Origin of the sequence: Streptomyces sp. NPDC001536 (assembly GCF_042894505.1) — a bacterium.
GTDB lineage: Bacteria > Actinomycetota > Actinomycetes > Streptomycetales > Streptomycetaceae > Streptomyces.
In genome coordinates this window covers 450,708-472,314 of sequence record NZ_JBIAVQ010000001.1, presented here as the reverse complement: position 1 = coordinate 472,314, position 21,607 = coordinate 450,708, and the positions used below count along the sequence as shown (strand labels likewise).

The window sequence follows — 21,607 nt, the reverse complement described above, 5'->3', positions numbered from 1 at the left end:
CTCATGCCCAGGGGGTCCGGCCTCGGGCCGGATCGGCGAGGATGGAGCACGTGGTGACCACCAAGGAGCAACTCGCCCCTGTCGGCAGGCGGCTGGTGCGGCCCGCCCGGCGCGACTGGCTGTTCGCGGTGGGGGTCGGCCTGGCGTCGGTGCCGCTGGCGTTCGTGGCGCAGGGCTCCGACGCGCACACGCCGGACGTCACCGGCTGGACGCTGTTCGGCCTCTCGGCGCTGACGCTCGCCTGGCGGCGGCACTATCCGATGGGGGTGCTCCTCGCGCTCATCGTCGTGGAGGGCACCTACCACTCCCTGGGGAACGCGCACTCCGGGCTGATCGCGGTCACGATGGTCGCCATCTACTCGCTCGCGGTGGCCGGTCCGCGGCGCCGGACCCTGGCCGTGGTGCCGACCCTGCTCGCCCTGAGCGTGATCATGCTGACCACCATCAACCCGGACCGGGGCATCGAGCTGCTGCGCATCTCCGGCTGGATCCTGGCGTGCGCGATCACGGGCGAGGCGGTCCGCGTGCACCGCAACTACATCGGCGCGATCGTCGAACGCGCCGAACGCGCCGAACGCACCCGCGAGGAGGAGGCCCGGCGCAGGGTCGCGGAGGAACGCCTGCGGATCGCCCGGGACCTGCACGACCTGCTCGCCCACAGCATCACCTTGATCGGCGTGCAGACCTCGGTGGCCGCGCACGTGCTCGCCACGGACCCCGAACGCCTCGACCGTGAGACGGTCGCCAAGGCGCTGGAGGACATCGCGGAGACCTGCCGTTCGGCGCGCGGAGAGTTGCGGACGACGCTGGAGGTGCTGCGCGAACAGGGCGCCGTCGGGGACGTCCGCGGCCCGCTGCCCGGCCTCGACGGCCTTGCCGACCTCGTCGAGACGGCCCGCCAGACGGGGGCACGGGTCGAGCGGACCGTACGGGTCCGTGAGGCGCCCCCCGCCGTCGGCGCGGCCGCCTACCGCATCGTCCAGGAGGCTTTGACGAACGCGGTCCGGCACGCGGGACCCGAACCGGTGATCTCCGTCGAGGTCTACGAGGAGAAGGGCGCCCTGCGGCTGTCGGTGACCGACGACGGCACGGGCCCGGTGGCCGGTTCCGAGGGCGCCGGTTTCGGGCTCGTCGGCATGCGGGAGAGGGCCCGCAGCGTGGGTGGCACACTCGACGCGGGGCCGCGGCCGGAGGGCGGGTTCGCGGTGACGGCGGTACTGCCGTTGACGACTGTGCTGGAGAGGGCCGTATGACGATCCGTGTGCTGCTTGCCGACGACCAGACCCTCGTACGGGCCGCGTTCGCGATGCTCGTCGAGTCGGCGCGGGACATGGAGGTGGTGGGGGAGGCGGCGACCGGCCGGGAGGCGGTGGACCTGGCGCGGCGCGCACGGCCCGACCTCGTCGTCATGGACATCCGGATGCCCGACGTCGACGGCATCGAGGCGACCCGGCTGATCGCGGCGGACGAGGCACTGGCCGGGGTCAAGGTGCTGGTCCTGACCACGTACGACACCGACGAGTACATCGTCGAGGCGCTGCGCGCGGGCGCGTCCGGGTTCCTGGTGAAGGACACCAGACCGGCGGAGCTCCTGGACGCGATCCGTACGGTGGCGGCGGGCGAGTCGCTGCTGTCGCCCGGGCCGACGGCCCGTCTGATCGCCCGCCTGCTGAGCCAGACACCGGCGTCGCCGCCGGTGCTCTCGGGCGGTCCGGAGTGCCTGTCGGAACGCGAGCGCGAGGTGCTCGTGCTGGTCGGCCGGGGACTCAACAACGCCGAGATCGCCGAGGCGTTGGGGTTGAGCCCGTTGACCGCGAAGACCCATGTCAGCCGGATCATGGGCAAGTTGGGGGCGCGGGACCGGGCGCAGCTGGTGATCGTCGCGTACGAGTCGGGGATGGTCACACCGGGGAGTGTGCGCGAGGGCTAGCCTCGCCGGACTACAGCAGCCCTGCCCCCGCCAGGAACTTCCCCACCCGCTCGACCTCCGCCTCCGACAACGGCACCTGAGGCTCCGCCATCGCCGGGCACGCGATGACCCCGCGCAGATGCAGCGCGGCCTTGAACGCCCCCAGTGCCGCCGAACTGGCCCCCATCCGCGCCGGATCCCCCACCCGCACCATCCCGAACAGCGCAGCCAACCGCTCCTGCTCCACCCGGGCCCGCTCCCAGTCGCCCACCCGGCACAGCCGGTCCAGCCGTACGTACCCCGCCGGATCGACGTTCGCGAGCCCCGGCACCGCCCCGTCCGCGCCCGCCGCGAGGGCCGAGTCCACGATCAGTTCGGACCCGGTGAGCACGCTGAAGCCGTTGATGTCGCCCCGGGTCCTCGCGCCGACGACGACCTCGCGGAACGCCGCCAGGTCGCCGCTGGAGTCCTTGAGGCCGGCCAGCACGCCTTCGGCGGCGAGGGAGAGGACCAACTCGGCGGGCAGCTTGGTGTGGACGGCGCCGGGGAGGTCGTAGGCGAGGACCGGTACCGGGCTCGCGGCGGCGATCAGACGGTAGTGGCGGGCGATCTCCGCGGGGTGCGTACTCGTGTAGAAGGGTGAGATCACGACCACCGCGTCCGCGCCCGCCGCCGTCACCGCGGCCACGTGGTCCAGTACGCGGGGTGTCGTCATGTCGATCGCGCCCGCCAGCACCGGGAGTTGGCCACCGACATGGCCCGTCACCGTCTCCACGACCAACTGGCGCTGCCGGTCCGTCAGATAGGCCGCCTCCGACGACGTACCGAGCACGAACAGTCCGTGCACCCCGCCCTCCACCAGATGGTCGACCAGCCGGAGCAGCGACGGGACGTCCACCTCGCGTGACGGTGTCAGGGGGGTGCAGACGGGCGGGACGACACCGGTCAGGGGGGCGGGGATCGTCATCAGGGCTCCCTGTTCTCGTGGTTCTGGCGTACGCGCACCAGGTCGAGGGTCTGCTCACCCTCCTCCACCGGATGGTGACAGCGGAAGCGGTGTCCAGGGGCCGACGCGGCCGAGAAGTCCGGCATCCGGGCCGCGCACTCCGCGTCCGCCTTCCAGCAGCGGGTACGGAACGGGCAGCCGCTGGGGGGACGGGTCGCCGAGGGGACCGGGCCCGCCAGCGGGATCGGGGCGAGCGGGTGCAGCAGGCCCGGAGTCGCCGAGAACAGGGCCCGGGTGTACGGGTGGCGGGCCGCGTCCGTGACCTGGGCCGCCGGGGTCTCCTCCACGATCCGGCCCAGGTACATCGTGATCACGCGGTCGCTCATCCGCCGTACCGTCTGGATATCGTGGGAGACGAACACCAGGGCCAGGCCGAGGCGTTCCTTCAGGTCGAGGAGCAGGTTGAGGATCTGGGCCCGCACCGACACGTCCAGGGCGCTCGTCGGTTCGTCCGCCACCAGCAGACCGGGGTCCAGCGCCAACGCCCTCGCGATCGCCACCCGTTGGCGCTGTCCGCCCGACAGCTGGCCGGGCAGCGCGTCGCCCAGCGGGCGGGGGAGACCCACCAGCCCCAGCAACTCCTCTACGCGGGACTCGCGTTCGGCCTTCGAACCCACCTCGTGCACATCCAGCGGGTCCCGCAGGATGCGGCGCACCGGCAGCCGGCGGTTCAGGGCCGTCGACGGGTCCTGGAAGATCATGCCGGTGCCCCGGCCGACCGCCGCCCTCCGCTCGGCCGCGTTCATCGTCCACAGGTCGCGGCCCTGGAACAGCACCGCGCCCGACGTCGGCCGTACCACCCCCACCAGCACCTTCGCCAGCGTCGACTTGCCGCACCCGGACTCGCCGACCACACCGACCGTCTCGCCGGGCGCCACCGTGAGATCCGCGCCGGTCAGGGCGTACACCCTGTCCCGGGTGAACAGACCGCCGCTGCGGGCCTTGTGGACCATGTGGACGTCGGAGAGTTCCACCAGCGTGCTCACTCGGCCGCCTCCAGTTCCGCCGCCGGATGATGGCAGGCCGTGGTGTGCGTCGACGCGCCCCGCAGGTCCGGTGCCGTCGTCCAGCACACCTCGCTCGCCCTCGGGCACCGGTCCGTGAAGCGGCAGCCCGCCGGGAAGTCCGCCGGGGACGGGACCACACCTTTGATCTGCGTCAGGCGCTCCGCACCCGACTCCAGCGACAGCACACTGCCGAGCAGCCCGCGTGTGTAGTGGTGGGCCGGGGCCTCCACGAGGTCGGCCGTCACGCCCGTCTCCACGATCTGGCCGCCGTACATGACGATCACGCGGTCCGTGATGTCCGCGACCAGGGCCAGGTCGTGCGAGACGAGGACGAGGGCGAAGTCCAGCTCCTCGCGGAGCCTGAGCAGCAGCTCCATCACCTGTGCCTGGACCGTCACGTCCAGCGCGGTCGTCGGTTCGTCGGCGATGATCAGCTTCGGGTCGCGGGAGAGCGCCATGGCGATCAGGACGCGCTGCCGCTGGCCGCCGGAGAGTTCGTGCGGGTAGCTGCGCAGGGTGCGGTCGGGGTCCAGGCCGACCATGGTCAGCAGTTCGGCCGGGCCGCGGCGGCCTCCGCGGCGTACCAGCTGCTTCAGCTGGGCCCTGATCGTCATCGCCGGGTTCAGGGAGGACAGCGCGTCCTGGTAGATCATCGCCATCTCGTGGCCGAGCAGCCGACGTCGTACCCGCATCGGCTCGGCCAGCAGGTCGCGCTGATGGAAGCGGACCTGGCCGCGCACCCGGGCCCCCTTCGGCTCCAGGCCCATCACCGTCAGCGCCGTCAGCGATTTCCCGCAGCCCGACTCGCCCACCAGGCCCAGGACTTCGCCGGGCTGCACCTCGAAGCCGATGCCGTCGACGATGTCCACGCCGTCCTGGAAGCCGATGGTGAGGTTCTCCACCGCGAGCACCGGTTGCCCCGCCTCGACGCGCGGGCGGGCCCGGGCGCGCAGCCGTGCGGCCGCCGCCGTGAGGCCGGGCAGTGGTACGACCTCGCCGCTGCCGGGCTCCGGGGTTTCGAGGGCGTCCTTGTGCGCGGGGTCCACCTCGCGTGCCGGTGGTGCCGCCCAGGTGTCCGACACGCCCTCGGACAGGATGTTCAGCGACAGCACGGTCAGCAGGATCAGCAGGCCGGGGAAGACCGTCGCCCACCAGCCCCCGGTCAGCACCATGTTCTTGCCGTCCGCGATGACACTGCCCCACGAGGGGTCCGGTGGCCGTACGCCCGCCCCGATGAAGGACAGAGACGCCTCGAAGACGATGGCCTCGGCGACCATCACGGTGCAGAACACCAGCACGGGGGCGGCGCAGTTGACCGCCACGTGACGGATCACGATGTGCGGGGTCCGGGCGCCGATCACCTTCTCCGCCGTCACATAGTCCTCGCCGTACTGGTCGAGGACGTTCGCCCGGACGACCCGTGCCACCGGCGGTGTGAACAGGAACGCGATCGCGCAGATCAGCACCGTGATGCCGCCGCCGAAGACGGCCACGAGCACGGCCGCCAGGGCGATCCCCGGGAACGCCATCACCACGTCCAGGCAGCGCATCAGCGTCTCGTCGACCCCCTTGCGGGAGGTGGCCGCCACGGCTCCCAGGAGCGCGCCGACCAGCAGGGCCAGCCCCGTCGCGCCCAGACCGATCGCCAGCGACCAGCGCGCCCCGTACATCAGCCTGCTGAGGATGTCCCGGCCGAGGCTGTCCTGCCCCATCCAGTGCGCGGCGGACGGCCGGCCCGTGCCGTCGGCCAACGCCTGCTGGTCCAGCGGGTCGTGAGGCGCGAGGAGCGGGGCGAAGAGGGCCACGAGGACCACCACGGCCAGGAAGCAGACGGCGACCCTGGACAGCGGGGGCAGGCGTCGCGATGTCATGTCGCCTCCCGCAGACGCGGGTTGACCAGCAGATACAGGATGTCGATGACCAGGTTGACCACGACGAAGCCGATCGCGGTCGTCAGGACCACGCCCTGGACCACCGCAGGGTCACCGTTCTTCACCGCGTCGATCATCAGCTTTCCCATCCCCGGCAGGGAGAAGATCGTCTCGATCACGACCGCGCCACCGAGGAGATAGCCGACGCGCAGGCCCAGCACGGTCAGGGGGTTCATGAGGGCGTTGCGCAGCACGTTGCGGCCCACCACCACATGCGGTGGCAGCCCGCTGCCGATCGCTGTGCGGACGTAGTCCTTGTCCAGCTCCTCCACCACGGCCGTGCGCACGATCCGGGTCAGCTGGGCCGCCACCGGGAGGGAGAGCGCGAGCGCCGGGAGCGTCATCGTCTTCAGCCAGCCGGTGAAGGAGTCCGCCGGGTTGATGTAGCCGCCGGTCGGGAACCAGCCCAGGTCGACCGCCAGGTACTGGATCATCAGCAGCGCCAGCCAGAAGCCGGGGGCCGCGACGCCGGTCAGGGAGACGACCCGGATGACCTGGTCGGGCAGCCGGTCGCGGTAGATGGCCGCGGTGACACCGCCCAGAAGCGAGAGCACCACCGCGATGCCCAGGCCCAGGAAGGTGAGCTGGAGGGTGAGCGGGAGTGCCGTGGTGACCTGCTCCACCACCGGTGCCCTGGTCAGGGCGCTGGTGCCCAGGTCGCCGTGGAGGAGGTCGGCGACGAAATCGACGTAGCGGACGGGGAGGGGGTCGAGGAGGCCGTTCTGTTCGCGGAAGTCGTGCAGCTGCTGCGGGGTCGGGTTGGCGCCCTGGAAGAACGCGGACGCCGGGTCGGCGTCCGAGAAACGCATCACCAGGAACACGAACAGGACGATGCCGAGCATCAGCGGGACGAGCAGGGCGAGACGGCGCAGCAGGATCCTGGCGACGGTGATCACCGTGAGGCTCCTAGACCCACTTGGCCTGGAGGAGGTTGATCCCGGGATACGGCTGGGCCCTTATGCCGGCGAGCTTCCTCGGGTTCCAGGCGGTCATCAGCTCGTTGTGGACGACCGGGTAGAGCACGGCCTGTTCGGCGACGACGTCGATGTAGTCCTGGACCATCGCCTTCTTGCGCTCCGCGTCCGGCTCCCGGGTCGCACGGTCCATGTCCTGGAAGAGCGCCTTCGCGACGGCGTTGTCGGCCCAACGGGTGTACTGCATCCAGAGGTTGGTGGGGCCGTAGTTGTAGTGCATGATCAGGTCGGCGTCGAGGCCGAACTGGTTGGGGTTCGAGGCGGCGGCGACGACCTGGTAGTCCTGCTTCTGGTCCATCTTGGTGAAGACGGCGGTCGTCTCCTGCGGGGAGAGGGTCGTGGGGACGCCGATCGCGTCCCAGGACGCCTTGATGGTGGGCAGACAGTCGACGATCCAGCTGACGTTGACGGCGAGGATGTCGATCTTCAGCCCGCTGACACCGGCCTCCTTCAACAGGGCCTTCGCCTTGTCGGGGTCGTGGTCGTAGACGGTCTTCGCCCGGCGGTAACTGGGGTTGCCCTCGTTGAGGAACGAACTCGACGGCTTTCCATGGCCCTTGAGCGCCACCTGCACCATCTTCTCGGTGTCGATGGCGTAGTGGAGCGCCTGGCGCACGCGCACGTCGTCGAAGGGCTTGTGCCGGGTGTTGAACATCAGGAAGAGATTGTTCATGCCGGCCCCGCCGGCGACCGTCAGTCCGCCGCCCTCCAGCGGGGAGATGTTCGCGTACGGGATGTTGTCCGCGATCTGCGCGCCGGCCCTCGCGCCCGAGATACGGGCGACGCGCGGGGCCGCGTCGACGATCGTCAGCCAGTTCATCTTCTGGAAGGCGGCCGGGTGCGGACCGTTGTAGCCGGCGTACGCGGCGAAGGTGGTGTTGGACTTCGGGTGGTGCGCGGTCTGCCGGTACGGCCCCGAGCCGACCGCCAGTCCCCGGATGGCGTCGTCCCAGGCGCCGGGCTTCGAGAAGACGTGCTTCGGCATGATCTTGGCGAGGGTGAGGCGGGAGACCCCTTCCGGGAAGGGGAACCTGAGGACCAGCTCGACGTTCTGCGCGTCGATCTTCCGGACCTCCTTGAGCCAGCTCGTGAAGAAGCCCTTCGCCAGCGTCTGGGTCTTCGGGTCGAGGATGCGGTCGAAGACGAAGACGACGTCGTCGGCGGTGACCGGCCTGCCGTCGTGGAAGGTGGCGCCCGGGCGCAGGGTGAACTTCCAGGACGTGGCGTTCGGGTCCCTCGGCACCTCGGTCGCCAGCGCAGCGTACGGCTCGCGGGAGATCGGGTCGGTGTCGAGCAGTCCCTCGTAGATGTGGTTGTTGGCGGCCATGCAGAAGGCGGACGCGGTCTGGGTCGGGTCCCAGCTGCCGTCGTTGCCGTATCCGATGACCGCGGTCAGGGTCTGCTTCCCGCCGCCGTCCCCGGTGTCGTTCGTGGACTCCGGCCCGGACGAACAGGCCGACAGCGACGCGGAGACCGCGGCCGCCGCGCCCAGGGCGCCGGTGTGCTTCAGGAAGGTCCGCCGATGCATGGTTCCTCCAGAGGAGATACGACGTCCTACGTCCCATGGTCAGCGCGACCTTAGGAGCGGCCGCAGAGGCGGTCAAGGGAACACACACGAATGGCGGAGCCGCCGGAGGTCGGACCAATGGCGGCCCACGGCGGCGGGAGTTGACGCTGCTCACGGGTGTGCCGCGCATCCCCTGGCGAGGGCGCGTGCGGCACGCGGCCGGGGCGTGGTCGAATGGGCCCGTGGAGCACTGGGACGAGAACAGCGCGGGAGTACTGCGACTCCCGTCCGGCAGGCTGGTGCGGGGCCGCGGCCTCCGGTACCCGCTCGCACCGGGGGCGCCGACCCCCTCGTACGCCCTCTACCTCCTCGGCCACCAACCACCCCCGGTTCCCTGGGAGTTCCACTGGATCCGCTGGCCCGACTTCCGCCTCCCGGCGGACCGGCCGGCCGCCCGTGCGGCGCTGCGCGAGGCCTGGGAGCGGGCCGCGGGCGAGCGTGTCGAGGTCGCCTGCGGGGGCGGTCGCGGGCGTACGGGGACGGCGCTGGCCTGTCTCGCGGTCCTGGACGGCGTACCGGCGGACCAGGCCGTCGGATACGTCCGGGCGCACTACCACCGGCGGGCGGTGGAGACGCCGTGGCAGCGGCGGTATGTGCGGCGGTTCGCAGGGGCGGCGGGCACGGAGGCGTAGCCCGCCGGACTTCGGGTGGACGCCCACCGCCACCTCGGTGAAGCCGACCCGCTCCGGGCGGGCCGGGAGGCCCTGGGGGGTCGGTGTCTCGGTTCCCTCGCCCCGTGATCCGCGCGCCCTGGCCGTGGCCCGCCGCGTCGGCGATGCCACGGCCAGCTCCTTCACCGCCGTCTTCCGAGGCAGTACTTCCCCGTCAACTGAGCGCGTCGGCCAGCAGCTCGGCCGTCTTCCGGACCAGCTCGTCGTCGCGGGCGGCGGACTGGTCCGGCTTTGTCGTCAGGACGGCCAGCACGAGCGGGGTGCCCTCCGGTGTCCAGGCGATGCCCACGTTGTTGTTGGTGCCGTAGGAGCCGCCGCCCGTCTTGTCGGCGACCGTCCACGTCCTCGGAAGACCGGCGCGCAGCCGGGTCCCGCTCGTGGTGTTGTTCAGCAGCCAGTGCGTGAGCAGCTCGCGGTCGCGGCGGTTCAGGGCGTCGCCGAGCACCAGTCGGCCGTAGGTCCGGCCGATCGCGTACGGGCTCGTGGTGTCCGTGATCCGCCAGGGCTCCGCCGAGTTGAGCTCGGTCTCCCAGCGGTCCAGGCGGGTCACCCGGTCGCCGAGGGAGCGGGCGAAGCGGGTGATGGCGGTCGGGCCGCCGAGCTCGCGCAGCAGGAGGTTGCCGGCGCCGTTGTCGCTGAAGGTGATGGCGACCTCGGCGAGTTCGGCGACCGTCATGCCGTCGGCCAGGTGCTCCCGGGTCTTGTCGGAACCCTCCTTCGGCAGATCGGCGTCCGTGTAGTGGATCCGGCGGGACAGGAACTCGCCGTCGCGGTCCAGATCGCGCAGGACGGCCGCGGACGCGAGGGACTTGAACAGCGAGCACATCGGGAACAGTTCGTCGGCGCGGTACCGGACGGCCCGGCCGGTGCCGAGGTTGCGGGCGAACACGCCCAGGCGGGCGCCGTGTTCTGCCTCCAGTTCGCGAAGGCGTGCCGGGACGTCGTCGGCGGCGTGCGCGGGTGCGGCTGTGGCTGCGGCTGCCACGAGGGTGGCGGCCGAGGCGGCGAGAAGGGTACGTCGGGCTAAGATCGCGCTCTCCTTCGTTCGACGGACGGGGAAGATCCCCTCAGTAGATCGACGCCGGATGTCATTCCTTGGTTGCCGGGCCGTAGACCATCGGCCGACAGCCGTCCGGGCCCGCGCTCGCCACAGTGACCGTATGGACAAGACCAAGGGGATCAGTCGGGCACAGTTCCTGGCCGGGGCGGCGGCGGTCGGGGTGGCGGGGGCAGTGCTGCCCGCGGGCGGGGCCGGGGCGGTCGGGCGGGGCGGAGCCGCCGGTGGGGGAGGGCTGACCCGCCGGGGTGTCGTCTACACCCTCGTCGAGGGGGAGACGCCGGCCACCGCGTGGAGCGCCGACCGGATGCGGGCGGACCTGCGGGCCATCCGCGACGACCTGCACGCCGACACCGTCGACGTCACCGGAGACGGCGTCGAACGCCTCACCGCCACCGCCGCCGAGGCGGCCGAACTCGGGCTGCACATCTGGCTCCAGCCCACCCTCGGCGACGTCCCGGAACGGGACATCCTCGACCACCTCGCCGAGACCGGCCGGTTCGCGGAGCGGCTGCGCAGGCAGGGCGCGAGCGTCGAGTTCAGCGTGGGCTGCGAGTTCTGGCTGTTCGTGCCCGGGATCATCCCGGGAGACACGGTCTTCGAGCGCATCGCGAACCTCCAGAACGGCACCGTCGACTGGGCACAGATGCAGCGCCGCCTGGCCCGCTTCACGGCGAAGGCGGCGGCACTCGGCCGCAGGGTCTTCCACGGCCGGCTGAGCTACGCGTCCGCCCCGGAGATCGACCGCGTCGACTGGAACCTCTTCGACGTGGTGGGCATCGACTACTACTCGTACTTCCCGAAACGGGCGGACTACGTACGGGAGTTGAAGCAGCACCTGCGCTGGGGCAAGCCCGTCGCCATCACCGAGTTCGGCACCTGCACCTACCGGGGAGCCCCCGAGGCGGGCGGCATGGGCTGGGACATCGTCGACTACGACAAGACACCGCCGGAGCTCAAGGGAGACCCGCCCCCGGTCCGCAGCGAACGCACGCAAGCCGCCTATCTCACCGACCTGTTGGCCGTCTTCGAGTCGATGGACCTGTACGCGGCGATGGTCTTCGAGTTCCTCACCGCGGACGCCCCGCACCGCCCCGGCGACCCCCGCCACGACCTCGACATGGCGAGCTACGGCATCGCCAAGGCGATCCAGGACCGCCCCGGCGACCCGGACACGGACTGGCACTGGGAGCCCAAGGAGGCGTTCCACGCGGTGGCCCGTGCCTACCGCAGGGCCTGTCAGCGGCAGTAGGTGTCGGCCGCGGGACGCTCACCGGTGGCGAGGAACGCCGACACGGTCCCGTCCCCGCACGCGTTGCCGTTGTCCAGATAGGCGTCGTGGCCCGTGGAGTCCACGGTGACCATGACGGCACGCCGACCGAGGGCCTCGCGGAGCTTAAGGGCGCCGCTCACGGGGGTGGCGACGTCCCGTTCGTTCTGCACGAGCAGGATGTTCGACGGCCCTCGGTCGGTGATGCGAACCGGCGGCTCCTTCGGCTCGTAGGGCCAGGCGGCGCAGAGCATCGCGTTGCGCGGCATCCCGGCGGTCAGCGGGTACTTGGCCCGGCTCTCGGCAACACCCTTCTCGTACACGGCCGTTGATGTGGGCCACGCGACGTCGTTGCACAGGGTCCCGGCGCCGACGGCGGTGACGTTCTGCAATACCGCGTCGGGCGGCGAGGCGGGCGCCGGCGGCAGGGTGCCGCTCTCGGCGGCCAGCATCAGATTGGCCAGGACGGGGAAGTCGTCGGGGTCGTAGAGGCTGTCCAGCATGGTCTGCCGCAGCACATTCCCGTTCAGCTCCTCGGGATTGGCGCCGGGCCAGGGGATCGGCTCCCGGTCGAGCCGCGCGGCGAGCCGCAGGAACAGCGGCCGCACCTCACCGGCGCTCTCGGCGAGCCGGTACGGATTCCCGGGCTGGGAGGCCCACTCGGCGAACACCGGGAAGACGTCCTCGACACCCCGCTCGTGCGCGGCGAGCCAGCTTCGCGAGACCATCGTCGGATCCGGGTTGTCATTGCTGTCCAGCACGAACCGGTCCGTGCGCGCCGGGAACAACTGGGCGTAGACGGACCCGACATACGTCCCGTACGACACTCCCCACGCCGAGATCCTCCGTTCCCCCAGCGCGGCCCGCAGCCGGTCCAGGTCACGGGCCTCGTTGCGGGTGCTGAGGTGCTTGATGAGGTCACCGCCGTTGGTGGCACAAGCGTCCGCCATCCGCCGGGCGGTGGCCATGTTGCCGTCGACCGACCCGTCCGCGGCGGGCCAGGGCCGCAGCCTGGACAGGGCGAGGTCCTCGTGGGCCAACCCGCAGGAGACGGAGGTGGAGGGCGCGAGCCCGCGCGGGGCGAACCCGATGAGGTCGTAGGTGTCCCGCACCTTCTGCGGCAGCTTCTGCCCCTTCCCCGACGGGTCGTTGAGGCTGGTCCCACCGGGCCCGCCGGGGATGAGGAACAGCGCCCCGCGCCGGGCGCCGGGGTTCTCGCTGGGGATCCGGGAGACGGCGATCTCGATCTTCCGGCCGGACGGGTCGGCGTAGTCCATGGGGACGTCGAGGGTGGCGCACTGCTGACGGGGGTCGGCTCCGCCGCCCGTGCACCTGGTCCACTCCAGCGGCGCGGATGTGCCGGCGGCGGACGCGGTGAGGGGCGTGACGACACCGAAGACGATGCCGGATGCGGCGGCGATCAGGGCGAGGCTTCTCGTGGTCGGCTTCATGGGAACGAGCCTCGCGGATCTTCGACACCGGCCCCATCCGGTCAACTGCCTTGTCGTGACGGGGGTTTACCCCAGTCCCATGGGGGTGTCAGCGGCAGGGGTGCCGTCCGTTGACGTGGCCGGGGGAGCGGGCGGGACGGTGCGCCGAAAATCCCCGCGCCCCGGGGCGGCTCCCATGGAACCCTGCCCCCATGACCCAGCACTCCTCCTCGACCCCCACCCCCTACGACAAGGACCGAGCCCTCTACTCCCCCCAAGCCCTGGCCCGGCTGACCCTCTCCGCTCAGGCCGTCGACACCGCGTCCGCCGCTCAGGCGCTCGTCGGGACGCGGAATGACGTGGACACCGGGCTCGGGGGGCGGGTCAGTGAGGGGGTGCGGGTGGTGGAGGCCGCGGAGGGGGTGTTGGTGCGGGCGGTCGTGTACGAGAGGGAGCGCGGCGCGTCCTGGGAGGAGATCGGGCGGTATCTCGGAGTCGCCGCAGAGGCCGCCGAGGAGCGGTACGCGTCTGAGCTCGAGCGTTGGAACACCGCGTTCCAGGTCCCGTATCGACTGGACCCCACCGGACGCAAACGCATCCCCCAGCTTCCTCAGGCCGCCTACAACCCCAGGAGTTCCGTCCGGCAGCTCGACCTTTGGGCAGGGCTGCACGTGACCACCAACGACTGGCACGCCGTGAGCGGAGGTCTGGGCGGGCCGGCCGTTCCGCATGAACTCGACGGGGCCATTCGCAGCGAGAACCTCCGCACCTTCCTGGAGCTGCTCTCCCGCTACGTCCACTACGACTTCGACGACACCGACTGGGACACCATCGCCCTGGGCATCGAGGAGACCGCCGACGACGACCCCGCCGCCTGGTACGCGTATCCCCTCCACGGCGGCCTCCACGCCGCGCAGGTCCATCTCGCGTACTCCCGCCCCTACCCCGAGGACGACGACGGCGAGCCCGACACCGTGTCCGTCCTCGTCACCGGCGCCCACTCCAGCGACCTGCGGCTACGGATCGACACCCTGATCGCGGCACTGGGCCACCATCCGCAGTTCCCGTGAACTCCAAGGAAACTCGAATGAACCCGAACCAATCCGCCTGCCGGGGGCCGTCGATATCCACCGCATAATTTCCCACCACGGCTTTCTCGCCGTGCCTTCGCTCCGCATGCTCGAACTGCCCCATATAAGGGACGTCTACGAAAGCCTGGGATTCACGCGACCCTCGGAACCCGTGTCCCCACCCTTGGCCACGGTTCAACGCCCCTGCGTCACCCCACCCTTGGCGTGCACAGACTCCTGCCGAGTGTAGAAGCACAGCGCCGTGCCGTACGTGAAAAGCGTGAAACTCGAAAAGGCGGGGGATCCAGGTGACGGTGAAGAAAGAGGAGCGGAAATGAAACCCCCCGTCGGAAGCCACGTCGTGGACACCCGGAGCGGAAAGGTCGGCATCGTCATGGGGCACGAAGGACCGTACGTACAACTCAGACCTTACGGCGGCGGAAAGGAGTGGGACGCGGCCCCGGACGCCGTCCGCCGCGCCACCCCCGCCGAGCGGCTCAGCGCGGCGAACGCGTATGCCAACGCCCGCAGCCGGGGTGAGGTGCCTTGACGCCGGTGTCGTAGGGTGCGGGCGCATGGGCCTGTGGAGCATAGGGAGATGGACGAGGCGCAGGCGGCAGAGCACGGACCGCCGTCCCGCGCCGCCGCCGCTCACCACGCACCAGCTCTGGATGGTGTCGCTGAGCGCGCCCGTGAGCCGGGACCGGGACGCCTCGCGGACCACCCTGTACCCGTTCACGCGGCCCGACGACGACGGTGCCCGGCGCTGGCTGGCCGAGCAGTGGGAGATCGCCTCGCGGGACGAGCTGATCGACCGGCTCGACGAGCTGTCCCGCTCCGGTTACCGGGCCCGCGCCCAGCGCGTGCTCGGTGTCGCACCGCTCGCCTGGGACGCCGCCCTGTACGTCGACATCTCCCGGCGCGGGTTCGCCTGCGGGCTGATCACCGAGGGCGAGGCCTGGACCGCGCTGAAGAACATCGTGCCGGCGGTGGTGTCGGCGTACGCCTCCTGGCAGGAGTACGCCGACCACTATCTGCTCGGCCGGAAGGTGTGGAAGGACGGCCTGGCAGGCACCCCCGACGCCCCCGCCCCCCAGACGACCGCGGACGCCCACCTCCGCGCCCTCCTCGACCCCGCCAACAGGGACAGCCCCTGGAACCTGGCCCCCTGGGACACCATCAGCCTCCCTGACCGTGCCCGCTGACCCCCGCGCGTACGGGAGAATGAACCCATGAGTCTGTTCCGCGAAGACGGCATCGTGCCGCGCCCCCAGAAGCCGGGCGAGGCGCACGCCGGGCAGGCGACACACTCGGGAGCCGCGCGATGAGTCTGTTCCGGGATGACGGCATCGTCCTGCGCACCCAGAAACTCGGCGAGGCCGACCGGATCATGCTGTGTCCACCCGGGGGACACCCCCCGGCCCCCCGGCCGAAACCACGTGGGGGCGCACGATGAGTCTGTTCCGGGATGACGGCATCGTCCTGCGCACCCAGAAACTCGGCGAGGCCGACCGGATCATCACCCTGCTCACTCGCGGTCACGGACGGGTGCGGGCCGTGGCCCGTGGTGTGCGGCGGACCAAGTCCAAGTTCGGGGCGCGGCTCGAACCGTTCTCCCATGTCGACGTGCAGTTCTTCGCGCGCGGGAGCGAGCTGGTCGGGCGCGGGCTGCCGCTGTGCACACAGAGCGAGACGATCGCGCCGTACGGTGGTGGCATCGTCAGCGACTACGCGCGGTACACCGCCGGGACGGCCATGCTGGAGACGGCCGAGCGGTTCACCGACCACGAGGGCGAGCCGGCCGTACAGCAGTATCTGCTGCTCGTCGGCGCCCTGCGGACGCTCTCCCGGGGCGAGCACGCCCCGCACCTGGTGCTCGACGCCTTCCTGCTGCGCTCCCTCGCCGTCAACGGGTACGCCCCGAGTTTCAGCGACTGCGCGAAGTGCGGGCTGCCCGGGCCGAACCGGTTCTTCTCGGTCGGTTCCGGCGGTTCCGTCTGCGTGGACTGCCGGGTGGCGGGGAGCGTCGTACCCTCGCCGCAGACCCTGGAACTCCTCGGCGCGCTGCTTACGGGAGACTGGGAGACCGCGGACGCGAGCGAGCCGCGGTATGTGCGGGAGGGGAGCGGGCTGGTCTCCGCCTATCTGCACTGGCATCTGGAACGCGGGCTCCGCTCGCTGCGTTACGTAGAGAAGTAAGCCGAAGAGGAATCGAGAAGCACATGGTGGTAGGCCGGCTGATGGGGCGCCCGCGCCGCGAGTACAAGTCGCCGGAGCCGCACCCGTCCGGTGCCCGTGCGCCGAAGCTGCCCGGCGAGCTCGTCCCCAAGCATGTGGCGATCGTCATGGACGGCAACGGCCGATGGGCCAAGGAGCGCGGACTGCCGCGCACCGAGGGTCACAAGGTCGGTGCCGAGCGCGTTCTCGACGTGCTCCAGGGCGCGGTCGAGATCGGCGTCGGCGCCATCTCGCTGTACGCCTTCTCCACGGAGAACTGGAAGCGCTCGCCCGACGAGGTGCGCTTCCTGATGAACTTCAACCGCGACTTCATCCGCAAGACCCGCGACACCCTCGACGAGCTCGGTATCCGGGTGCGCTGGGTGGGCCGGATGCCCAAGCTGTGGAAGTCGGTGGCCAAGGAGCTCCAGGTCGCCCAGGAGCAGACCAAGGACAATGACCGCCTCACGCTGTACTTCTGCATGAACTACGGCGGCCGCGCCGAGATCGCCGACGCCGCGCAGGCACTGGCGGAGGACGTCCGCGCCGGGCGCCTGGACCCGTCGAAGGTGACCGAGAAGACCTTCGCGAAGTACCTCTACTACCCGGACATGCCGGACGTGGACCTGTTCCTGCGCCCCAGCGGCGAGCAGCGCACCTCCAACTACCTGCTGTGGCAGAGCGCGTACGCCGAGATGGTCTTCCAGGACGTCCTGTGGCCGGACTTCGACCGCCGTGACCTGTGGCGGGCGTGTGTGGAGTTCGCCTCCCGGGACCGCCGCTTCGGTGGCGCGATCCCGAATGAGGAACTCTTGGCCATGCAGGGAAGGACTCCTGACCAGCAGGCCACCTCGTAGCCGCCGCGCGTTCACCGGGGCCCTCGACGCTGCGGGAGATCATCCACGGTCTCCCGCTCGTTGAAACGGCCCGCACATGAACCGCCTCCGGCTCACCCCCGCCCTCGCCCTCGGCGCGCTGGTCCTCACCGCGCTGCCCGCCCACGCCGACGCGTCCGGGCATCTGGCGCACCGCGACAGCTACGGCACCAAGGCCGTCTACGAGCCCCGGCAGAGCGCGCACGGCTACCAGCGCCCGCCCGCCGGCTCCACCCCCGTCTTCACGGAGAACGTCTCCCGGCACGGGTCCCGTTCCGCCACCGACAGCGAGGACGGCGATCTCATCCTCGGGCTGTGGGACAAGGCGCGGGCGGCGGGCCAACTCACCGGCAAGGGCGAGGAGTTCGGCCCGAAGGTGCGGGCCCTTCAGGCCGCCATGGCGAAGGTCGGCTACGGCGATCTGAGCGGGCGCGGCAAGGAGGAGATCCACGACACGGCCGTCCGCACGGCCGAGCGCCTCCCGTCGCTGTTCACGAAGATCGCCGCGGACGGGGAGAAGATCGACGTCGTCAGCTCCGGACAGGGCCGGGCCGTCGACAGCGCCAACATCTACGCGGGCGCCCTCGCCGACACCGACCCCTCGCTCACCCCCCTGATCGGCGCGACCCGCACCGACAAGGACCTGCTCTACTTCCACAAGGCGGACGGCGGCGCCGCGTACCGCGACTACCTCGCGAACGACCAGCGCCTCGCGAGCACCCTCGAGTCGATCACCGACCAGCCCAAGACCCACAAGGCCGCCGGAAGCGTGCTGCGCCGGCTCTTCACGGCCGACTTCGTGGCCGGGCTCGGCGCCGACGACCAGGTCGCCGCCGCGACCGCCGTCTACAACCTGTACGCCATCGCCCCCGCGATGAGCGAGGAGAGCCCCGACGGCAGGGGCTGGGGCATGGAGCGGTACGTCTCGCGCTCCGACGCCGACTGGTTCGGATACCTCAGCGACGCCGAGGACTTCTACGAGAAGGGGCCCGGCTTCGCGGACAGCGACATCACGTACAAGATGGCCGGCGTCCTGCTCGACGACTTCTTCCAGCAGGTCGAGGCGAAGCGGGCCGGCACCAGCACCCTCGGCGCCGAACTCCGCTTCACCCACGCCGAGGAGATCATCCCGCTGGCCGCGCTGATGGGCCTGCCGGGCAGCACCCGGGGAGTGACCGGGGCCGAGCCGTACACCTACGCCGACAACCCCTGGCGCGGCGCGTCCGTCGCCCCGCTCGGCTCGAACATCCAGTGGGACGTCTACGAGAAGAACGGCCGCTTTCTGGTCCGCATGCTCTACAACGAGAAGGAGACCGCCTTCAAGGCGAGCTGCGCGCCCATCGCGAAGGGCAGCAAGTTCTACGACTTCGACGAGCTGGAGAGGTGCTTCGGGCGGTCCTGAGAAGGCGTCGGCCGGGAACCCTCAGCCCGTCCCGCGTCGCGCACCCCCACCGGGCGCGCAGCAGATCCGGCTCACCCCGCGGCGCAGTCCGCGCAGGTGCCGAAGATCTCCACCGTGTGCGCCACGTTGACGTACCCGTGTTCCGCCGCGATCGCCTCGGCCCACTTCTCCACCGCCGGGCCCTCGACCTCGACGGCCTTGCCGCACACCCGGCACACCAGGTGGTGGTGGTGTTCGCCGGTGGAGCAGCGGCGGTAGACGGACTCGCCGTCGGAGGTGCGCAGCACGTCGACCTCGCCGGCGTCGGCGAGGTTCTGGAGCGTGCGGTAGACCGTGGTCAGGCCGACCGAGTCGCCCTTGTGCTTGAGCATGTCGTGGAGTTCCTGCGCACTGCGGAACTCGTCGACCTCGTCGAGCGCCGCCGCCACGGCGGCCCGCTGTCGGGTCGCGCGGCCCTTGACGGGCGGTCCAGCGGTCGTCACCGGTTGCCTCCTCACGTGTGCATCTGCCGGGCCATTGTGCCAGCCCGGTCTGTGCGGAGTCAGACGTCGACCTTCCCCGTCGTCTCCCGGCTGGCCGGAATCGTGCACTCCGCCGGGTCGCCGCCGGGCTGCGCCGCGGCCGCCTGACGGGCCCGGCGCCGGGCCAGCGGGGTCGCCAGCGCGGTCAGCACGATGAACGCGCCGATGGTCAGCAGCACGATCGTCGCGCCGGGCGGGACGTCCTGGTAGTACGACGTCACCGTGCCGCCGATGGTCACGCTGACGCCGATGGCCACGGCGATCGCGAAGGTCGCCGCGAAGCTACGGGTGAGCTGCTGCGCCGCCGCCACGGGGACGACCATGAGCGCCGACACCAGCAGCAGGCCCACGACCCGCATGGCCACCGTCACGGTCACGGCCGCCGTGATCGCGGTCAGCAGGTTCAGGGCGCGCACCGGCAGGCCCGTGACGCGCGCGAACTCCTCGTCCTGGCTGACCGCGAAGAGCTGCCGGCGCAGACCCAGGGTGACCAGCACCACGAAGGCGGCGAGCACACAGATCGCGGTCACGTCGTCCTCGGAGACCGTCGAGAGCGACCCGAACAGATAGGACGTCAGGTTCGCGTTGGAGCCCGTCGGCGCGAGGTTGATGAACATCACGCCGCCGGCCATGCCGCCGTAGAAGAGCATCGCGAGGGCGATGTCGCCGCGGGTGCGGCCGTACCAGCGGATCAGCTCCATGAGGACCGCGCCGAGGACCGCCACGACGGTCGCCATCCACACCGGCGACCAGGAGAGCAGGAAGCCGAGGCCGACGCCGGTCATGGCCACATGGCCGATGCCGTCGCCCATGAGGGCCTGGCGGCGCTGGACCAGGTAGATGCCGATCGCGGGGGCCGTGACGCCGACGAGGACGGCGGCGAGCAGGGCCCGCTGCATGAAGGCGTAGTCGAGGAATTCCATCAGCTCAGCAGTCCCGTCCGGATCGGTTCGGCGTCGTGAGCCGCGTGCGGGTGTACGTGGTCGTGGCCGGGCAGCGCGTGCTGGCCGACGGCCTTCGGGGGCGGGCCGTCGTGCATCACGCAGCCGTCGCGGAGCACCACCGCGCGGTCGATCAGCGGTTCCAGGGGGCCCAGTTCATGGAGGACGAGGAGGACGGTCGCGCCCTGCGCCACCTGCTCGCGCAGTGTCCGCGCCAGCACCTCCTGGCTGGCCAGGTCGACGCCCGCCATCGGCTCGTCCATGATCAGCAGTTCGGGGTCGGAGGCCAGCGCGCGGGCGATGAGGACGCGCTGGTGCTGGCCGCCGGAGAGGGCGTTGACGGAGTCCTTGGCGCGGTCCGCCATGCCGACCAGCTCCAGGGCGTGGCGTACGGCCGCGTGGTCGGCCTTGCGCAGCACGCCGAAGCGGGCCCGGGACAGCCGGCCGGAGGCGACGACCTCGGTCACCGTGGCGGGCACGCCGCCGGCGGCCGTGGTGCGCTGCGGGACGTAGCCCACGCGCGCCCAGTCGCGGAACCGGCGGCGCGGGGTGCCGAACAGCTCGATCTCGCCGGCCGCGACCGGCACCTGGCCGATGACGCTGCGCACGGCCGTCGACTTGCCCGAGCCGTTGGCGCCGAGCAGCGCGACGACCTCACCGCGGTGCACGGTGAGGTCGATGCCGCGGAGGACGGGGCGTGAGCCCAGGTCGGCGCGGACACCGCGCATCGATATGACGGGCTCGCTCACGAGGGCCTCCGTACTGATCACTTGGCGCCTAGTGCTGTCTTGAGCGCCGTGAGGTTGGACTCCATGACCTGGAAGTAGTCGTCGCCCTTGGACTTGTCGGTGATCCCCTCGAGCGGGTCGAGGACGTCCGTCTTCAGTCCCGCGTCCGAGGCGAGGGTCTTCGCGGTCTTGTCGGACACCAGTGTCTCGTAGAACACGGTGGTCACGCCGTCGGCCTTGGCCTCGGTCTGGAGCTCCTTGATCCGGGCCGGGCTGGGCTCGCTCTCCGGGTCCAGGCCGGAGATGGCCTCCTGGGTGAGGCCGTAGCGCTCGGCGAGGTAGCCGAAGGCGGCGTGGTTGGTGAAGAAGACCTTGGTCGCGGTGTTCTTCAGCCCGTCCTCGAACCGGGTGTCGAGGTCGTCGAGCTTGGCCGTCAGCGCGGCGGCGTTCTTCTTGTAGTCGGCCGCGTGGTCCGGGTCGGCCTTCTCGAAGGCCTTGGCGACGCCCTCGGCGACCTCGCGGTACTTGACCGGGTCGAGCCAGAGGTGCGGGTCGAGGGCGTGCTCCTCCTCGTCGGAGTGCTCTTCCTCGGAGGAGCCGTGCTCGTGCTCGACGTCGCCGTGGTCCTCCAGCTTCGTCAGCGAGGCCGCGTCGATCTTCGTCTCGACCTCGGACTGGGAGACGGCCTCGTCGACGGCCGGCTGGAGGTTCTTGAGGTAGAGCACCGCGTCCGCCTCGCCCAGCTCGGCGGTCTGCCGGGTGCTGAGCTCCAGGTCGTGCGGTTCCTGGCCGGGCTCGGTGAGCGTGGTGACGTTCACATGGTCCCCGCCGATCTGCTGGGCGAGGTACTGCATCGGATAGAACGACGCGACGACGTCGAACTTGTCCGTGTTGCCGGCGGCGGCGCTCTCGCCGGAGCAGGCGGACAGGCCGGCCAGGCCGAGGGCGGTGACCGCGGCCGTGGCCAGCGTGGGTATGAGGCGTCGTCGTACGTTCATGACTCTCATTTTCAACAAATATGGAAACCGTTG

21 protein-coding genes are annotated in these 21,607 nt (G+C 71.0%); 10 read left to right on the top strand and 11 right to left on the bottom strand.

Translation table 11 applies throughout. The annotated features are described in order from the left end of the window. Window positions 1-41: 41 nt before the first annotated feature. Together ACFY0U_RS02220 and ACFY0U_RS02215 are read left to right on the top strand one after the other, a co-directional pair. Window positions 42-1,253: a sensor histidine kinase gene (locus ACFY0U_RS02220; RefSeq protein WP_388628894.1), complete on the top strand. Its 1,212-nt coding sequence runs from the start codon at window positions 42-44 to the stop codon at window positions 1,251-1,253. Next, window positions 1,250-1,930: a response regulator gene (locus ACFY0U_RS02215; protein WP_388628892.1), complete on the top strand. Its 681-nt coding sequence runs from the start codon at window positions 1,250-1,252 to the stop codon at window positions 1,928-1,930. The genes ACFY0U_RS02220 and ACFY0U_RS02215 overlap by 4 nt, the downstream gene beginning before the upstream one ends. Window positions 1,931-1,940: 10 nt before the next feature. Here the strand turns inward: ACFY0U_RS02215 and ACFY0U_RS02210 are convergent, their stop codons facing one another. Genes ACFY0U_RS02210 through ACFY0U_RS02190 form a run of 5 tightly spaced genes read right to left on the bottom strand, consistent with a single transcriptional unit; the run spans window position 1,941 to window position 8,355 of the window. Beyond that, a complete protein-coding gene (locus ACFY0U_RS02210) occupies window positions 1,941-2,876 on the bottom strand; it encodes a dihydrodipicolinate synthase family protein (RefSeq protein ID WP_388628889.1) in 936 nt (311 codons plus the stop codon). Continuing rightward, window positions 2,876-3,901, bottom strand: a complete 1,026-nt coding sequence (locus ACFY0U_RS02205; protein WP_388628886.1) for an ABC transporter ATP-binding protein — start codon at window positions 3,899-3,901, stop codon at window positions 2,876-2,878. The genes ACFY0U_RS02210 and ACFY0U_RS02205 overlap by 1 nt, the downstream gene beginning before the upstream one ends. Beyond that, complete coding sequence (locus tag ACFY0U_RS02200; protein ID WP_388628883.1) at window positions 3,898-5,793, bottom strand: dipeptide/oligopeptide/nickel ABC transporter permease/ATP-binding protein; 1,896 nt, start codon at window positions 5,791-5,793, stop codon at window positions 3,898-3,900. The genes ACFY0U_RS02205 and ACFY0U_RS02200 overlap by 4 nt, the downstream gene beginning before the upstream one ends. Beyond that, the gene (locus ACFY0U_RS02195; protein ID WP_388628880.1) at window positions 5,790-6,749 is read right to left on the bottom strand and encodes an ABC transporter permease; all 960 of its coding nucleotides are present in this window, start codon (window positions 6,747-6,749) and stop codon (window positions 5,790-5,792) included. Before ACFY0U_RS02195 ends, ACFY0U_RS02200 begins: the two co-directional genes overlap by 4 nt. 10 nt (window positions 6,750-6,759) lie before the next feature. Beyond that, complete coding sequence (locus ACFY0U_RS02190; RefSeq protein WP_388628877.1) at window positions 6,760-8,355, bottom strand: ABC transporter substrate-binding protein; 1,596 nt, start codon at window positions 8,353-8,355, stop codon at window positions 6,760-6,762. Between the two features lie 221 nt (window positions 8,356-8,576). Here ACFY0U_RS02190 and ACFY0U_RS02185 point away from each other — a divergent pair, with 221 nt between their 5' ends. Beyond that, a complete protein-coding gene (locus ACFY0U_RS02185) occupies window positions 8,577-9,026 on the top strand; it encodes a protein-tyrosine phosphatase family protein (protein WP_388628874.1) in 450 nt (149 codons plus the stop codon). A 193-nt stretch (window positions 9,027-9,219) separates the two neighbouring features. Here the strand turns inward: ACFY0U_RS02185 and bla are convergent, their stop codons facing one another. Continuing rightward, on the bottom strand, window positions 9,220-10,128 hold the full coding sequence (gene bla, locus ACFY0U_RS02180; RefSeq protein ID WP_388630401.1) for a class A beta-lactamase: 909 nt from the start codon (window positions 10,126-10,128) through the stop codon (window positions 9,220-9,222). 97 nt (window positions 10,129-10,225) lie between these two features. Here bla and ACFY0U_RS02175 point away from each other — a divergent pair, with 97 nt between their 5' ends. Then, window positions 10,226-11,374 carry an abortive phage infection protein gene (locus ACFY0U_RS02175; protein WP_388628871.1) on the top strand — a complete coding sequence of 383 codons (1,149 nt, stop codon included), beginning with the start codon at window positions 10,226-10,228 and terminating at the stop codon, window positions 11,372-11,374. Here ACFY0U_RS02175 and ACFY0U_RS02170 read toward each other — a convergent pair. Continuing rightward, window positions 11,362-12,843, bottom strand: a complete 1,482-nt coding sequence (locus ACFY0U_RS02170) for an alpha/beta hydrolase (protein ID WP_388628868.1) — start codon at window positions 12,841-12,843, stop codon at window positions 11,362-11,364. The genes ACFY0U_RS02175 and ACFY0U_RS02170 overlap by 13 nt on opposite strands. A 191-nt stretch (window positions 12,844-13,034) precedes the next feature. Between ACFY0U_RS02170 and ACFY0U_RS02165 the strand changes: the two genes are divergently transcribed. The 6 genes from ACFY0U_RS02165 (at window position 13,035) to ACFY0U_RS02140 (ending at window position 18,386) form a co-directional block, all read left to right on the top strand. Beyond that, on the top strand, window positions 13,035-13,892 hold the full coding sequence (locus tag ACFY0U_RS02165; protein ID WP_388628865.1) for a hypothetical protein: 858 nt from the start codon (window positions 13,035-13,037) through the stop codon (window positions 13,890-13,892). 334 nt (window positions 13,893-14,226) lie between these two features. Next, window positions 14,227-14,442: a hypothetical protein gene (locus tag ACFY0U_RS02160; RefSeq protein ID WP_388628862.1), complete on the top strand. Its 216-nt coding sequence runs from the start codon at window positions 14,227-14,229 to the stop codon at window positions 14,440-14,442. 25 nt (window positions 14,443-14,467) lie between these two features. Beyond that, complete coding sequence (locus tag ACFY0U_RS02155; RefSeq protein ID WP_388628860.1) at window positions 14,468-15,097, top strand: DUF1266 domain-containing protein; 630 nt, start codon at window positions 14,468-14,470, stop codon at window positions 15,095-15,097. 247 nt (window positions 15,098-15,344) lie between these two features. Further along, window positions 15,345-16,091, top strand: coding sequence for a DNA repair protein RecO (gene recO / locus ACFY0U_RS02150; RefSeq protein WP_388628858.1), 747 nt, complete (start codon window positions 15,345-15,347; stop codon window positions 16,089-16,091). Window positions 16,092-16,114: 23 nt separating this feature from the next. Beyond that, entirely contained in the window at window positions 16,115-16,966 is an 852-nt protein-coding gene (locus ACFY0U_RS02145; protein WP_388628856.1) for an isoprenyl transferase, read from the top strand. Window positions 16,967-17,042: 76 nt separating this feature from the next. Beyond that, window positions 17,043-18,386, top strand: coding sequence for a histidine-type phosphatase (locus ACFY0U_RS02140; RefSeq protein ID WP_388628854.1), 1,344 nt, complete (start codon window positions 17,043-17,045; stop codon window positions 18,384-18,386). A 71-nt stretch (window positions 18,387-18,457) separates the two neighbouring features. On the opposite strand, the gene ACFY0U_RS02135 is transcribed toward ACFY0U_RS02140, so the two are convergent. From ACFY0U_RS02135 to ACFY0U_RS02120, 4 genes are read right to left on the bottom strand one after another with little or no spacing between them, the layout of a single operon-like run. Beyond that, window positions 18,458-18,868 (bottom strand): Fur family transcriptional regulator, encoded by a 411-nt coding sequence (locus tag ACFY0U_RS02135; RefSeq protein WP_388628852.1) that lies wholly within the window; start codon window positions 18,866-18,868, stop codon window positions 18,458-18,460. A 59-nt stretch (window positions 18,869-18,927) separates the two neighbouring features. Beyond that, window positions 18,928-19,830 carry a metal ABC transporter permease gene (locus ACFY0U_RS02130; protein WP_388628850.1) on the bottom strand — a complete coding sequence of 301 codons (903 nt, stop codon included), beginning with the start codon at window positions 19,828-19,830 and terminating at the stop codon, window positions 18,928-18,930. Continuing rightward, entirely contained in the window at window positions 19,830-20,576 is a 747-nt protein-coding gene (locus ACFY0U_RS02125; RefSeq protein ID WP_388630398.1) for a metal ABC transporter ATP-binding protein, read from the bottom strand. The genes ACFY0U_RS02130 and ACFY0U_RS02125 overlap by 1 nt, the downstream gene beginning before the upstream one ends. 38 nt (window positions 20,577-20,614) lie before the next feature. Continuing rightward, on the bottom strand, window positions 20,615-21,574 hold the full coding sequence (locus ACFY0U_RS02120; protein ID WP_388628847.1) for a zinc ABC transporter substrate-binding protein: 960 nt from the start codon (window positions 21,572-21,574) through the stop codon (window positions 20,615-20,617). Between the last annotated feature and the right edge of the window lie 33 nt (window positions 21,575-21,607).